This is a genomic window from Streptomyces lacaronensis (assembly GCF_047337785.1).
In the GTDB taxonomy this organism is placed as follows: Bacteria; Actinomycetota; Actinomycetes; order Streptomycetales; family Streptomycetaceae; genus Streptomyces; species Streptomyces lycopersici.
The window spans coordinates 6989628-7003993 of sequence record NZ_JBLHDK010000003.1 but is presented as its reverse complement, the minus strand read 5'-3'; the positions used below and the strand labels follow the sequence as shown (position 1 = coordinate 7003993).

Sequence of the window (14366 nt, the reverse complement as noted above, 5' to 3'; positions counted from 1 at the left end):
GCATCACCCGATCAGATTGGGGATCTCCTGGGTGGCGTACCAGAGCAGTTCGTGGTCCTCGGCGCCGTCCACGGTGAACTGCGCGTCGTCGTCACCGAGGTCCGCCGCGCCCAACGCGTCGGCGGCCGCGGCGATGTCCCGCTCGGCATCCTCGGCGTCCAGGTGCACGGCGGCGGCCTTCGCGAGCGGTATGGCGGCCTTGATCCGCACCTCACCCAGCGCGGACTGGTCCAGCCCCCGGTCCGGATCGGCGACCGCCTGCCCGTCGGGCACGTCCACGGCCACCACGACCCGGCGGCGGGCCGCCCGGGGGTCGACGGCGAGCAACCGCAGTGACGCCTGCGCGGCCCGGCTCAGCGCCGCGTACTCCAGCTCCTCGATGTCGTCGGACACATACCACTCGCGCAGCGCCGGGGTGACCGCGTAGGCGATCAGCGGCGTCGGCCCCAGTTGGCCCTCCTTGTACGCCTCGGCGAGACCGGAGAGGGTCAGGGGGACGTAGACGCGCATGGCTGCCGCTTTCATCAGAGACCAATAGGCCCCCCAGCATACGATTCGCCCCTCCCCGCGCCCGAGCCTTCCCCGAAGGGCCGGTGGTCCCCTTTCGGGGGACAGGTGCCGACGGGGCCGTACGAAGACGGGATCGCGCCGCGCTCGAGCCGATGACCGGGACCGACGATCCGCCGTATGCCCCGAATAGGTGAACCGCGACGCCGACCGCGGCCGCGGGCCAGGCGCGTTGCGGACCCCGAAAACCCGCCGGTAGAAGACTCTCCGACGAAAGCTACCGCCCGGTATACGACCGGGCCGGAGAGAACGGGGCGAGAGGGATGGGCGAGGGCGTCCGCGCGACGGATCGGAACACGGCGGCGGGTGCCGGGGCTGGGGAGGCCGCACGGCGACGCGGCCGGAGCGGCCCACCGGGCCGCAAGGACCCCCGCCGCCCCCGCGGCGCCCCCGCATCGGCGGCACCCGGCACAACGGCCGCGCCGCCCGCGACCGCACCGCCCCAGGCGGCCCGCACGACGGCTGCACGGCGCAGCGCGACAGCACGCACGACGGCCGCACCGCCCGCGACGACGGCACCACGCAGCGCCACCCCACCGGCCCCAACCGCACCACACACGACGGCCGCCCCGGGCATCACCACACCACCTGCCCCGGCCGCGCCGCCCCAGGCGGCCCGCACGACGGCTGCACGGCGCAGCGCGACAGCACGCACGACGGCCGCACCGCCCGCGACGACGGCACCACGCAGCGCCACCCCACCGGCCCCGACCGCACCGCCCCAGGCGGCCGCCTCGGGCATCACCACACCGCCCACCCCGACCGCGCACCGCGCGCCCACCGCTTCCCGTACCCCGGCCGCGCACCGCGCGCCCATCGCTTCCCGCGCCGCGGCCGTGTCGCGGTCCGCCGCGGCCGCCGCGGCGTGGCGGGAGCGGGATCGGCTGCCGCGCTACTGGTTCGCCAACCGGCTGGTGCTCACCCTCAGCGGCCAGCGCCCCGTCCACACCCTCCTCGGGCACGCCCTCCCGGCCGCCTACGACCAGCTGATCGAGCTCGCCCCGCGCGCGCCGCTGCGCCCCGCCGGAGAGCGGGCCACAGCGCCCCTGGTGCGGCGCTGTGGCGAGTACCAGCCCCGGCATGGGGTGATGAGGCGTTCGCCCGGATCGCCTCCGGAGACCGGCTCACAGCGCTCGCCTTCCGGCTCGAGCTCGGCGCCGACGCCCGCTGGCGCTGCGCCGCGATCGACCTCGGGCCACTCGCGTAGGGCCCGTCCGACGGATCTCGACGCCTGCGGCGGGTCGCTCCCCGGCCGGGGCCGCGACGCCCAGGGGCGCCTATGGGGTGTGGTGACCGGCGGGCCTTCCCCCTCCCCGCCCCTTCCCGCTACCAGGGGCTTCGCCCCCGGACCCCCGGGGCCTGGGCGGAGCTCCCCACTCCCCCCTTCCCGCGGCATCGATATGCGGCCCCGCCGCACGGCGGGGCTCCGCCCCTCCTGCACTCCGGGGTCCAGGCGGAGCCCCTGGTTACGGGGAGGGGAAGGCATCGATACGCGGCTCCGCCGCACGGTCCGCCGGACCCCCATGGGGCCCGGGACTCCGGGGGCCGACACCGAGGGCCGATCCGCTCCGCGCAACCCGCCCGGCAGGGCGCAACGCGACGGGCCGGGGTGCCGCGCTCTCGCGCGGCACCCCGGCCCGTTCACTCCAGCCCGATTACTTACTTCTTACGGCGGCGGCCCTTCTGCGCTTTGCGCCGCTCCGCACGCGTCAACCCGTCGGCCTCCGACCGCGGCGCCGGGGGCGTCTCACCGTTGGGGAAGTCGCCCTCGACGACGCCGCCCTCTCCGTCCACCGTCGGGGCGGAGAAGTGCAGCCGGTCCGGCCGCTGCGGGGCCTCCAGGCCCTTGGCGCGGATCTCGGGGCGGGCCGAGGAGCCCGCGGACGGCGCGCCCGCCGGCACCGCGTCCTGTACGTCCTTCTCGAGGGCGACCTGCTCCTCCGACGCCTCGACCGGGACCTCCTCGACCTGCTGCTCGACCTGGACCTCCAGGTTGAACAGATAGCCGACGGACTCCTCCTTGATGCCCTCCATCATGGCCTGGAACATGTCGAAGCCCTCACGCTGGTACTCGACCAGCGGGTCCTTCTGGGCCATCGCGCGCAGCCCGATGCCCTCCTGGAGGTAGTCCATCTCGTAGAGGTGTTCGCGCCACTTGCGGTCCAGGACGGAGAGCACGACCCGGCGCTCCAGCTCACGCATGATCTCGGAGCCCAGCTGCTCCTCGCGCGCCTCGTACTGCTGGTGGATGTCGTCCTTGATGGACTCCTCGATGAACTCGGCGGTGATCCCGGCGCGGTCGCCGGCCTCCTCCTCCAGCTCCTCGATGGTCACGCTGACCGGGTAGAGCTGCTTGAAGGCGTTCCACAGCCGGTCCAGGTCCCACTCCTCGGCGAAGCCCTCGACCGTCTCCGCCCGCACATAGGCCTCGATGGTGTCGTTCATGAAGTGGCCGACCTGGTCCTGAAGGTTCTCGCCCTCCAGGACACGGCGGCGCTCGCCGTAGATGACCTCGCGCTGGCGGTTGAGGACCTCGTCGTACTTCAGGACGTTCTTACGGGTCTCGAAGTTCTGCTGCTCGACCTGCGACTGGGCGGAGGCGATGGCCCGCGTGACCATCTTGTTCTCGATCGGGACGTCGTCCGGGACGTTCGCCATCGCCATGACGCGCTCGACCATCTGCGCCTTGAACAGCCGCATCAGATCGTCGCCGAGGGAGAGGTAGAAGCGGGACTCGCCGGGGTCGCCCTGACGGCCGGAGCGGCCGCGCAGCTGGTTGTCGATCCGGCGCGACTCATGGCGCTCGGTGCCCAGCACATACAGCCCGCCGAGCTCCTTGACCTCCTCGAACTCGGCCTTGACCGCGGCCTCCGCCTTCTCCAGGGCGGCGGGCAGCGCGGCGGCCCACTCCTCGGAGTGCTCCACCGGATCCAGACCGCGCTGGCGCAGCTCGGCCTCGGCGAGGTCGTCGGGGTTGCCGCCGAGCTTGATGTCGGTACCGCGGCCCGCCATGTTGGTCGCGACGGTCACGGCGCCCTTACGGCCGGCCTGGGCGACGATCGTCGCCTCCCGGTCGTGCTGCTTGGCGTTGAGCACCTCATGCGGCACCCCGCGCTTGGCGAGCTGCTGGGAGAGGTACTCGGACTTCTCCACGGAGGTCGTGCCGACCAGGACCGGCTGGCCCTTGGTGTGCTTCTCGACGATGTCCTCGACCACCGCGTCGAACTTCGCGACCTCGGTGCGGTAGATCAGGTCGGACTGGTCGAGCCGGGCGAGGGGGCGGTGGGTCGGGATCGGGACCACGCCGAGCTTGTAGATCTGGTGGAACTCGGCGGCCTCGGTCATCGCCGTACCGGTCATGCCGGAGAGCTTGTCGTAGAGGCGGAAGAAGTTCTGGAGGGTGATCGTGGCGAGCGTCTGGTTCTCGTCCTTGATCTCCACCCCTTCCTTCGCCTCGATGGCCTGGTGCATGCCCTCGTTGTAGCGGCGGCCCGCGAGGATACGGCCGGTGTGCTCGTCGACGATCATGACTTCGCCGTCCATGACGACGTAGTCCTTGTCGTTCTTGAAGAGCTCCTTGGCCTTGATCGCGTTGTTGAGGTAGCCGACCAGCGGGGTGTTGACCGACTCGTAGAGGTTGTCGATCCCCAGCCAGTCCTCGACCTTGGTGACCCCGGACTCATGGATGCCGACGGTCCGCTTCTTCTCGTCGACCTCGTAGTCCCCGGTCTCCTCCTGGCCCTTCTGCGGCTCGGCGGCCTGGCCCCGGGTGAGCCGGGTGACCAGCTTGGCGAAGTCGGCGTACCACTTGGTGGCCTGGTCGGCCGGGCCGGAGATGATCAGCGGCGTACGGGCCTCGTCCACCAGGATCGAGTCGACCTCGTCGACGATCGCGTAGTTGTGGCCGCGCTGGACCAGCTCGTCCTTCGACCACGCCATGTTGTCGCGCAGATAGTCGAAGCCGAACTCGTTGTTGGTGCCGTAGGTGATGTCGCACGCGTACTGCTCGCGGCGCTGCGCCGGGGTCATGTTGGCGAGGATGCAGCCGACCTCCAGGCCGAGGAACCGGTGCACCCGGCCCATCCACTCGGAGTCGCGCTCCGCCAGGTAGTCGTTGACGGTGATGAGGTGGACGCCCTTGCCCGACAGCGCGTTCAGATACGCCGGGAGGGTGCCGACCAGGGTCTTGCCCTCACCGGTCTTCATCTCGGCGACATACCCGAGATGCAGCGCCGCGCCGCCCATCAGCTGGACGTCGTAGTGACGCTGTCCGAGCACCCGCTTGGCCGCCTCGCGCACCGTGGCGAACGCTTCGGGCATCAGGTCGTCGAGGGACTCACCGTCTTCGTACCGCTGCTTGTACTCGTCGGTGAGGGCGCGCAGCTCGGCGTCGGAGAGGGACAGGAAGTCCTCTTCGATGGAATTGACCTGGTCCGCGATGCGGTGCAGCTTGCGCAGGATCTTTCCTTCGCCTGCACGCATGAGCTTGTTGAGGACGGACACGTAGGCTGGCTCCTTGCCGGTCGGGCCTGGCACGGTCGGGGTGCGCTGGCGCGGCATTGTCAAGGGGCGCAGGCCCCGCCGCAACGGCCATCGTAAGACAGACCCCGGCACGCCGGGAGGTCCGTCACCACGAGGACCGGATGTCACCTCACCGTGTCAACGCCCGAGAGGCCCCCCAGGTGCCCTCCAATTCACCGAAACCGCTCGCGGTGAGTGACGGCGGCGGCGCAGACTCGGGTCGCATGGAGCCTGTCACCCTCACCACCGAGCGCCTGGTCCTGCGCCCCTTCCGCCCCTCCGACACGGACGCGGTCTTCGCCGCCTGCCAGGACCCGGACATCCAGCGATGGACCAGCGTGCCGTCCCCTTACGAACGCGCGCACGCGGAGGACTTCACCGGCCGGATCTGCCCCGAGAACTGGCGTGACGACGTGACCTACGACTTCGCGGTGGTCACCAAGAGTGACGGCGCCCTCGTCGGTGCCATGGGCCTGGTGCGGCTGGCCCATCTGCGCTCCCCCGAGCACCAGGCCGAGCTCGGCTACTGGACGGCGCGCGAGCAGCGGCGGCACGGCTATACGGGCGAGGCGGCGCGGGCCGTGATCGAGTGGGCGTTCACCCGGCTCGGGGTGGAGCGCCTGGAGTGGTGCAGCGAGGCCGGGAACGAGGGTTCGCGGGCGGTCGCCCTCGGGGTGGGTTTCCGGATGGAGGGGACGGACCGCGCCCGGATCGTCCACCAGGGGACCCGGCGGGACGCCTGGCGGGGCGCGTTGCTGCCCTCCGACTGGGGGCTGCCGTCGACGACGCCGTATCTGCCCGCCAAGGCGTCCGTGGCGGCCAACGCGCCCCAGGAGGAGCAGGAGGCGTCCGGCCGGGCATCCGCTCGCCGGGCATCCACGGCGCCGTCGGTCGCCTGAGGGCGGCGTCGGCGGCCTGAGGGCGGCGTCGGTGGTCCGAGGGCGGCGTCGGTGGTCCGAGGGCGGCGTCGGTGGTCCGAGGGGCTCGGGCGTGGCGCATCCGGGGGCCCGGGCGTGGGGCATCCGGCGGGCGCGGGCGGTGCCGGCGGCGTTGTCAGTGGGTGCTACTACGGTGGCGCGCATGACGAACGCCGCCACCGGATCCGCCGTGGACCGCACGCCCGAGGCCATCCTCTCCGCCGACGAGGCGCGCCGGATCGCGCTGCGCGCCCAGGGGCTGCTCGGCGCCCCCGACCGGCGTGGCGGGGTGCGGGGCGTGCTGCGCCACCTGGGCGCGGTGCAGCTGGACACGATCTCGGTGCTGGCCCGCTCCCATGAGCTGATTCCATACGCACGGCTGGGCGCGGTCGGCCGTAAGACGGTCGAGTCGGCGTACTGGACCGGCACCCACGCCTTCGAGTACTGGTCGCATGCCGCCTGCGTACTGCCCATCGAGGAGTGGCCGCACTTCGCCTTCCGGCGCCGCGCCTACCGCCTCCGTCCGCACTGGCACCACGAGCTGCCGGACGGGGTGTACGAGACGGTGGTGAAGCAGTTGCGCGCGGAGGGCCCGCTGACCGCGACGAAGCTGGGCGGGGCCAAGAACGGCGGGCCGTGGTGGGACTGGTCGGCCGCGAAGATCGCGGTCGAGCGGGCGCTGATGTTCGGCGAGGTGGTGTGCGTCGAGCGGCGCGGCTGGAAGCGGGTGTACGACCTGGCGGAGCGCGCCGTGCCGGACGCCCTGCTCCATGACGACCTGGACGACCTGGAGTGTCTGCGCCGGCTGGTCCGGCTGGCCGGGCAGTCCCTGGGCGTGGGCACGCGGGCGGACATCGCCGACTACCACCGGCTCAAGGGCGAGCAGGTGGCGGCGGTGATCGCGGACTCGGGGCTGGTGCCGGTGGCGGTCGAGGGCTGGGACAAACCGGCCTGGGCGGACCCCGAGGCGCTGGCCACCCCGCCGCGCGGCCGTCACCGCACCACTCTGCTGTCGCCCTTCGACTCGCTGATATGGGACCGGGCGCGCACCGAGCGGATCTTCGGCTTCAGCCATCGGCTGGAGGCGTATGTGCCGAGGCCCAAGCGGGTGTACGGCTACTTCGCCATGCCGCTGCTGTCGGGCGGGCGGCTGCTGGGCCGGGTCGATCCGGCCCGGGAGGGGAAGACCCTGGTGGCGCGGCAGGTGTCCCTGGAGTCGCCGAAGGCCGTGGCCCCCATGGCGCAGGCGCTGCGGGAGGCGGCCGAATGGGTGGGCTGTGACGCCGTACGGGTCGAGCGCGTGGACCGCCCGGAGCTGGCCGCACCGCTCACGGCGGCGGTTTCGGCGGCGGTCGCCTGAACCGACCTCGGCTCACCCGGGGCTTCGGCCCCGAGGTCCGGGGCCCCGGCTCCGAGGTCCGGGGTCCTGGCTCCGGGCGAGGCGAACCCTCACCTGATCTCGAGGATCTTCTCCCGCATCGCGTACACCACGGCCTCCATCCTGGAGTGCAGCTGCAATTTCTCCAGAATGTTGCGCACGTGGTTCTTCACGGTGTTCTCGCTGATGAACAGCTCCTTGGCGATATCCCGGTTGTTCATTCCGGTCGCCACCAGCTTGAGCACCTCGAGCTCCCGGTCGGTGAGCCGGGGCGCGGGCACCAGCCGCCGCTCGTCGGTGCGCTGGATCATCGACTTGAACTCGGTCAGCAGCTTGGCCGCCATCGACGGGCTGATCTGCGACTGGCCGTCCGCCACCGCCCGGATGGCGGTCGAGACCTCGTCGGTCGAGATCTCCTTCAGCAGATAGCCCGTGGCCCCTGCCTTGATCGCGTCGTAGAGATCGGCTTCTTCATCACTGATCGTCAGCATGATGATCTTGGCGCTGGGTGCCACCTCCTTGATGGCGGTGCAGGCCTCGATCCCCCCGCGCTTGGGCATTCGCACATCCATCAGGACGATGTCCGGCAGCAGATCCGCCGCCTTGTCCACGGCCTCGGCCCCGTCCCCCGCCTCGCCGACGACCTGGATGTCCTCCTCCTGGGCCAGGACGATCTCCAATCCACGCCGGAAGAGCGCGTGGTCGTCCACGACGAGGACCCGAATCGGCTCCTTGCGCGGTTCGCCGCGCGGCTCGCCCCCGTCCGGACCGACGCCATGGTCTTCACCGGCGTCGGACACGGGCCCGAAGCTGTCCGCCATCGTTCCTCCCCCTGAAGGCCATGGCCCTTGCGGTCCGCACCCTGGGTGCACTCGGTCTGGCGTCAACCGGTGCTTTCGGTACACCGGTTGGCCGCCCGGCCATGATTTCATGCCCGGACGGTGGAATGGTCCCGCCGTGGTCGCACGGAGGTGCCCCGGGGGGCGCGCAGGCGCTCCGGGGCACCACTTACGTGTCAGGCTGGATTCGGCTGAATTTCTCGGTCAGCCACCGAGTGCGCCGCCGGCGCCGCCGGCTGCCTCTCCGACGAACGCTTCCGGCTGAAGATGGATCACCCCGTAGTCATAGCCATGCCGCCGGTAGACGACGCTGGGCCGATTGGTGTCGGAGTCGACGAACAGATAGAAGTCGTGCCCGACCAGCTCCATCTCGTAGAGAGCCTGGTCGAGCGACATGGGAGCCGCGGCGTGCGTCTTCTCCCGGACCACCAGAGGGCCCTCGCCCTGGACTTCCAGGGGGCCCATCCGGGTGGTGGGGACGGTCTCCGTCGTGCGCTGGGGGGCGATATCCCCATGCCCGTTGATGCGCGCCGCGTTGGGCACGGTGATGGCCACGTCGCTGGCCGGAATGCGACCATTGCCACGGCGCGTATGGCGCTTGTCGTGCTGCTTCCGCATCCGTGCCTCCAGCTTGCTGGCCGCCAGGTCCAGCGCTGCGTACGGATCGGCCGCGGCGGCCTCCGCCCGGATCACCGGGCCGCGCGAGCGAAGCGTGATCTCCACTCGGTCGGCGCGGTCGGACTGCCGCGGGTTGTGCTCCTTGGACACCTCGACGTCGAGGCTGATCACCTTGCCGTCGAGCTTCTGGATCTTATCCAGCTTCAGCTTCTCGGCCACGTGCTTCCGGAACCGCTCGGGCACCTCAGTTTTACGGCCCTTGACGACGATGTCCACGCAGAACTCCGTTCCCGGGTAGCTCCGGTCAGTATCGGAGCGTCATCCCTTGTGCACTTGGCTCCGGCGTCTTCCGGAGCCACCGGCTTGGCGCTTTCAGCTCCTCCTTCCCACGGGGAGGATCTCAATCCCGTTTGTTCCAAGACTCACCAGATTGCAGGCAAAACGCGCCAACCGGATGAGTGAGTCATAGCACCCGCCATTCCTCACAACCGAACATAGCTCGACCGGTCGGAAGTCGGCACCCCCTACCGGCCCGTACCTCCGATCAGGTGCTTTGCCACGCTTATCACCTGCAACGATGCGGCTTCGTAATCAGTTCCGGTTGGTGGCCGTCAGGGGTGCTGCGACCACGGCGGCGCCGATGACCAGCCCTCCGGCCGCCGTCACCGCCCGTGCCGCCTCCGCGAGCGAGGCTCCCGTGGTCATCAGATCGTCCACCACCACTACCGGGCCCGCCGCCAGCAGCCGTCCGCCGCCGGGGACCGCCCCCAGCGCACCGGCCACATTCGCCCGCCGCTGCCGCGCGTCCAGCCCCGACTGGTCGGTCACCCGGCGCCGCTGGCACAGCACAGCCGGGACCCTCGCCGGGCGCCCTTCGGCACGCAGCGTGCTCGCCGCGGCGAGCGCGATCCGCCGGGCCGGGTCATGTCCCCGGGCGCCCACCATGCGCCGGGCCGACGGCACCGGCACCAGCAGCAGCGGCGCTCCGCGAGGTCTCAGCCCCGGTCCGGCACCGGGTCTCGTACCCGGTCCGGCCTCCTGTCTCATGCTCGCTCCGGCACCCGGTCCCATACCCGATCCGGCCCCTGGTCTCATCCCGGATCCAGTACCCGGTCTCGCTCCGCATACCGCGCCCGATCCCACGGCCGCCCGCCCTCGGGGCCCCGCACCGGGCCCGCCGCCGGGGCAGGCCGCTCGCACGGCTCTCGCCAGCGCCTCGCCCAGCGGCCGCGCCAGCCGGAGCGCTCCCCGCTCCTTGTGCGCGAGCAGCACCGCCCGCGCCTCGTCCACGTAATCCACCGCCGCATGGACCACCGGCAGCCCCGGCGGCATCGGGCTCGGCTCCACCCGGCGCGCCCCGGACCCGCGCAGCGCTCCACGACAACGGCCACACAGCGTGCCTCCCGGCCGACCGCATCCGGCGCAGTCGGCCGGCAGCACCAGATCAGAGATCTCCTGCCACCAGCCCCGCATGAACACCACTGTCCCGGTGGTCAGGCCACCGCGCCACCCCTTGTGGACAACCGCGCACATGTGGACAACCGGCCACCCCCGATCGGTGTCCTGGCCTAGGAGCCGGGGCGGACCCAACCAGGGCAGACCTGGACCTGGCCGAGCAGACCTAGCCGGGGTAGACCGGAGCCGAGCCGTCCTGGTCCACGGTCTTCCAGTCGGTGTTCGGCAGCAGCCGCACGATGCCGTTCTCCCTGGTCTCGGCGATCAGCGGCCGGGTCTGGTCCTCCGAGGCCCCGATCGACTGCACCCCGTTCGGCCCCGGCACCTCCGGGACGTTCGACGGGGAGCCGTCCGTCTCCACGTATTGCAGCTGCTGCACCCCGTCCGACTCCCGTCCCGCGACCACCAGCCGGCTGTCACCCGCCCAGGAGAAGGTGTCCACGTCCTCCAGCTTCGGCGCGACGGCCCGCAGCGCCCCCACCGACAGCTTCGGGGCGTCCGCGGTGCCCCGCCGCTCGATCCGGCCGAGCCGCAACGTGGTGTGGCCCGACCGCTTGACCAGCATCGCGATCCTGGAACCGTCCGCGGACACCCGCAGCGCCGTGATCCGGCCACCGTCCAGCTTCGGCAGCCGCACCTCGTCCGCCGGCCCGGTGCCGCCCCGCAGCCGCAGCAGCCTCGGCTGCCGCGGGTCCCGGTCGGCCACCCACAGACCGCCCAACCCGTCCCAGCTCGGCGCCGTCAGACCGTACTCCACACTGCCGCCCCGGCTGCGCACCCGCACCTTGCCGCGTTTGGCGTCCGACACGAGCTCGGTCACATACAGAGCCGAGCCGTCGGCGGTGACCCCCGCCGCGTCCCGCTCGTCGCGGGAGACCGCCACCGAGCCCAGACCCGCGTCATCGGCGCCGAACGGCCCCGGCACCGGCTGTGGCCGGTCCTCGTCGTCGGACAGCCGGACCATCCGGTGTTCGGAGTCCACGAAATACTGGTGCCGCGGATGGCCCTCGACCCCGTCCGGGGCGTAGGCCCGCGCCGCGTCACTGGAGAGGGCACATAGCTCCGAGCCATTCTGCCGCTCCAGCCGCACCCCGCTGACCTCGGACGATCCCTCGCCCAGGTCCTGGACCGTGAACAGCGTCTGTGCCGCCATCCGGGCGCAGCGCGCCGCGCTGATCTGTGCGGCCCGCTCGTTCAGCCGGATCTTCAGTGCGTTCGAGTCGTCCAGCGACAGCCGCTCGTCCCGGCGGCCGAGCCCCGCACCACGCGGGAAGGAGCTGCTCACCACAGGCTCCAGCCACCCCGTGGGACCGTCCAGCAGCGCCTTGACGGTCGCGGTCACCGGGTCGATACGGCGCCGCACATAGACCGGATCGGCCACCAGCACGCTGTCCCCGGCCTTCGAATCCTCGGCGTCCGGACCGAGATCGGCGAAGTAGTACTTGTTGACCGAGCGGTAGATGCGCTGGAAGTCGGACTCGCCGAGGATCAGCCCCCGCGGCGGCCCGTCGATCCGCCACTCCGAACCGCTCAGCGTGAGATGGATGCGCTCCTCGTACGGCTGCTCATCGGGCTTGTAGGCGTGGGTCTCGTCCACGACGGCGATCCGCTTGCCCGACAGCACGACCGTCTTACCGTTGCCGTCCCGGTCGCCCGGGTCCGTCTCCACCCGCACGTCAGGCGCCTGGTCCAGCACAGTGGTGGCCGCGAACGGCTGCCACCGCTTGACCGCGCTCTTGGTCAGGTACTCCTTCGCCGTGCCGAAGTTCTCCTCGTCGCTCGTCGTGGCCTCCAGGAAGCCGGAGACCAGCTCCGCGGGCTGCTCGCCCTTGCCCGGGCTCACCCCGTACACCCGCACCTGGGAGTCGACGTCGGAGCGCGGTGAGGAGTCCACCCGCCGCACATCGCCGCTGTCGGGCATCGAGGCGCAGCCGGACAGCAGCAGGGCGCCACAGGCCAGCAGCACGGGCGCGCTCAGGCCACGCCCGTCCGGGCGGCGCCCACGGCGGCGGAAACGGCGACGGTCGGCACGGTCAGCGCCCACGGGGGCGGCCCTCCCCTTCGTTCGATGGCGTCGGCCGGGCGGACGGCTCCTGGCCGCCCCGCGGCCCGTCGGACGGCGTCTCCGTGGTGCCACGCACCACCCGGGCCCCATTGCCCGGCAGGGCCGTCGGATCGGCGGACGGCGCCACGGCGTCGGCGGGCAGCGCGGACCGCGGCTGCGCGGGCACCACCGCAAGCCGCTCCGCCGCGGGCTGAGGGGTCGCGGCATCACTCGGACGGCGGTTGCGCCGGGAGTCCTCGGGCTCCAGGGGGATCGGCGAGCCGCGCAGCACATCGCCCGCGGTGCGCGGCAGCGTCAGCCGGAACTGCGAACCGCCGCCGGGCTCGCCCCACGCCTGGAGCCAGCCGCCGTGCAGCCGCGCGTCCTCCACCGCGATCGACAGGCCCAGACCGGTGCCGCCGGTGGTGCGCGCACGGGCCGGATCGGCCCGCCAGAAGCGGTTGAACACCCGCGTCGCCTCGCCGGGCTTGAGCCCGACGCCGTAGTCCCGCACCGCGACGGCCACCGCGCCGCCCGCCGTCGCGAGCCGTACGACCACATCGCGGCCCTCACCGTGCTCCACGGCGTTGACCACCAGATTGCGCAGCACCCGCTCGACGCGTCGGGGGTCCGCCTCGGCGATCACCGGCGCCTCGGCGCCCAGCACCAGGATCCGGGTGCCCTTGGCCTCGGCGAGCGGCTCGGCCCCGTCCACCACCCGGTGCACCACATCGCGCAGATCGATCGGCTCGGCCTCCAGCGCGGCCGCGCCCGCGTCGAACCGGCTGATCTCCAGCAGATCGCTGAGCAGCGACTCGAAGCGGTCGACCTGGCCCCACAGCAGCTCGGCCGAGCGCGCGGTGATCGGATCGAAGTCCTCACGCGCCTCGTAGATGACGTCCGCCGCCATCCTTACGGTCGTCAGCGGGGTGCGCAGCTCATGGGAGACATCGGAGACGAAGCGGCGCTGCATCCGGGAGAGCTCCTCCAGCTGCTGGATCTTGAGCTGGAGGTTCTGCGCCATCTTGTTGAACGACTCGCCCAGGCGGGCGATGTCGTCCTCCCCGGTGACCTTCATCCGCTCCTGCAGCAGCCCGGCCGCCAGCCGCTCGGAGATCCCCGCCGCCATCCTCACAGGCGTCACGACCTGCCGGACCACCACCCAGGCGATGGCCCCGAGCAGCACCACCACGAACACCCCGGCCGTGGCCAGGGTGCCCTTGACCAGGCTCAGGGACTTCTCCTCCTGGGTGAACGGGAAGAGGTAGTACAGCTGGTAGGCGTCGCCGTTGTTGTCGTCCAGACGCTTGCCGATGATCAGCGCGGGCTCGGAGTCCCCGGAGCCCGCGTGCACGATCTTCCCGTAGCGCTCATACGGCGCGGTGCGGCCCTCGTCCACGCGACGGCGCAGATCGGCGGGCACACTGTCCGGCTGGACATCGCCCGAGGCCCGCGGCCCCCGGCTGGCCACATAGGGCGTCTCGCCGGAGTCGGAGCTGAGCGCCACCACCGAATAGGCGCCCTTACCGCCGCTGGCGAGCTGCTCCACCAGCGCGTTCAGCCAGGCACCGGAGTCCTGGGCACCGGCCCCGGCCCCGTCCTGGCCACGGTTGTCACTCTTGCGGTCGGCCATCTGCTCGGCCACCTCGAAGCCGCCGACGGCCTGGCCCTGCGCCGCATGGCGCTTGGCGTCCAGCAGACCGTTGCGCACCTGGCCGATGACCACCAGGCCCAGCAGCAGCACCACACCGAGCGACATCAGCAGCGTGGTGGCCACCACGCGCAGCTGGATGTTCCGCCGCCACAGCCGGGCAGCGGGCAGCAGCGGACGGCGCACCCACCGGCCGAACAGCCGGATCACCGGGTGGGCCGGCCCTCCGGACGCCCCGTCGGGCAGCAGATGCCCGCCGCTCCACAGCCTGCGCAGCAGCGGTATCTCACCCGCCGGGTCGGGCCGCCCAATCCGGGCACCCTCCGGAGCCCCGCCGCCCGGTCCACCGGGCTGCGGCGCCGTACCACCGGTCATC

At 71.9% G+C, this 14366-nt stretch carries 10 protein-coding genes; 2 read left to right on the top strand and 8 right to left on the bottom strand.

The window, feature by feature from the left end; genetic code table 11:
- Positions 1-3: 3 nt before the first annotated feature.
- The 3 genes from ACMTAK_RS30435 to secA form a co-directional block, all read right to left on the bottom strand.
- Positions 4-510: a DUF6912 family protein gene (locus tag ACMTAK_RS30435; RefSeq protein WP_413813039.1), complete on the bottom strand. Its 507-nt coding sequence runs from the start codon at positions 508-510 to the stop codon at positions 4-6.
- A gap of 274 nt (positions 511-784) precedes the next feature.
- The gene (locus ACMTAK_RS30430) at positions 785-1384 is read right to left on the bottom strand and encodes a hypothetical protein (protein ID WP_413809132.1); all 600 of its coding nucleotides are present in this window, start codon (positions 1382-1384) and stop codon (positions 785-787) included.
- Positions 1385-2226: 842 nt separating this feature from the next.
- Complete coding sequence (secA, locus tag ACMTAK_RS30425; protein WP_413809131.1) at positions 2227-5070, bottom strand: preprotein translocase subunit SecA; 2844 nt, start codon at positions 5068-5070, stop codon at positions 2227-2229.
- A 242-nt stretch (positions 5071-5312) separates the two neighbouring features.
- Here secA and ACMTAK_RS30420 point away from each other — a divergent pair, with 242 nt between their 5' ends.
- Positions 5313-5987, top strand: a complete 675-nt coding sequence (locus tag ACMTAK_RS30420) for a GNAT family N-acetyltransferase (protein WP_413809130.1) — start codon at positions 5313-5315, stop codon at positions 5985-5987.
- A 181-nt stretch (positions 5988-6168) separates the two neighbouring features.
- Entirely contained in the window at positions 6169-7365 is a 1197-nt protein-coding gene (locus ACMTAK_RS30415) for a winged helix-turn-helix domain-containing protein (protein ID WP_413809129.1), read from the top strand.
- Between the two features lie 89 nt (positions 7366-7454).
- On the opposite strand, the gene ACMTAK_RS30410 is transcribed toward ACMTAK_RS30415, so the two are convergent.
- From ACMTAK_RS30410 to mtrB, 5 genes are all read right to left on the bottom strand, one after another.
- On the bottom strand, positions 7455-8204 hold the full coding sequence (locus ACMTAK_RS30410) for a response regulator (protein WP_014061176.1): 750 nt from the start codon (positions 8202-8204) through the stop codon (positions 7455-7457).
- A gap of 222 nt (positions 8205-8426) precedes the next feature.
- The gene (gene hpf / locus ACMTAK_RS30405; RefSeq protein ID WP_020870848.1) at positions 8427-9116 is read right to left on the bottom strand and encodes a ribosome hibernation-promoting factor, HPF/YfiA family; all 690 of its coding nucleotides are present in this window, start codon (positions 9114-9116) and stop codon (positions 8427-8429) included.
- Between the two features lie 315 nt (positions 9117-9431).
- Complete coding sequence (locus ACMTAK_RS30400) at positions 9432-10313, bottom strand: ComF family protein (RefSeq protein ID WP_413813038.1); 882 nt, start codon at positions 10311-10313, stop codon at positions 9432-9434.
- 148 nt (positions 10314-10461) lie between these two features.
- Complete coding sequence (locus ACMTAK_RS30395; protein ID WP_413809128.1) at positions 10462-12339, bottom strand: LpqB family beta-propeller domain-containing protein; 1878 nt, start codon at positions 12337-12339, stop codon at positions 10462-10464.
- Positions 12329-14365: an MtrAB system histidine kinase MtrB gene (gene mtrB / locus ACMTAK_RS30390; protein ID WP_413809127.1), complete on the bottom strand. Its 2037-nt coding sequence runs from the start codon at positions 14363-14365 to the stop codon at positions 12329-12331. Before mtrB ends, ACMTAK_RS30395 begins: the two co-directional genes overlap by 11 nt.
- Position 14366: the final 1 nt, after the last annotated feature.

What these genes read in the sequence shown, in the direction of transcription:
- ACMTAK_RS30435 (WP_413813039.1), bottom strand. Translation starts at nt 510, where the DNA reads ATGCGCGTCTACGTCCCCCTGACCCTCTCCGGTCTCGCCGAGGCGTAC.
- ACMTAK_RS30430 (WP_413809132.1), bottom strand. Translation starts at nt 1,384, where the DNA reads ATGGGCGCGCGGTGCGCGGCCGGGGTACGGGAAGCGGTGGGCGCGCGG.
- ACMTAK_RS30420 (WP_413809130.1), top strand. Translation starts at nt 5,313, where the DNA reads ATGGAGCCTGTCACCCTCACCACCGAGCGCCTGGTCCTGCGCCCCTTC.
- ACMTAK_RS30415 (WP_413809129.1), top strand. Translation starts at nt 6,169, where the DNA reads ATGACGAACGCCGCCACCGGATCCGCCGTGGACCGCACGCCCGAGGCC.
- ACMTAK_RS30410 (WP_014061176.1), bottom strand. Translation starts at nt 8,204, where the DNA reads ATGGCGGACAGCTTCGGGCCCGTGTCCGACGCCGGTGAAGACCATGGC.
- ACMTAK_RS30400 (WP_413813038.1), bottom strand. Translation starts at nt 10,313, where the DNA reads ATGCGGGGCTGGTGGCAGGAGATCTCTGATCTGGTGCTGCCGGCCGAC.
- mtrB (WP_413809127.1), bottom strand. Translation starts at nt 14,365, where the DNA reads ATGACCGGTGGTACGGCGCCGCAGCCCGGTGGACCGGGCGGCGGGGCT.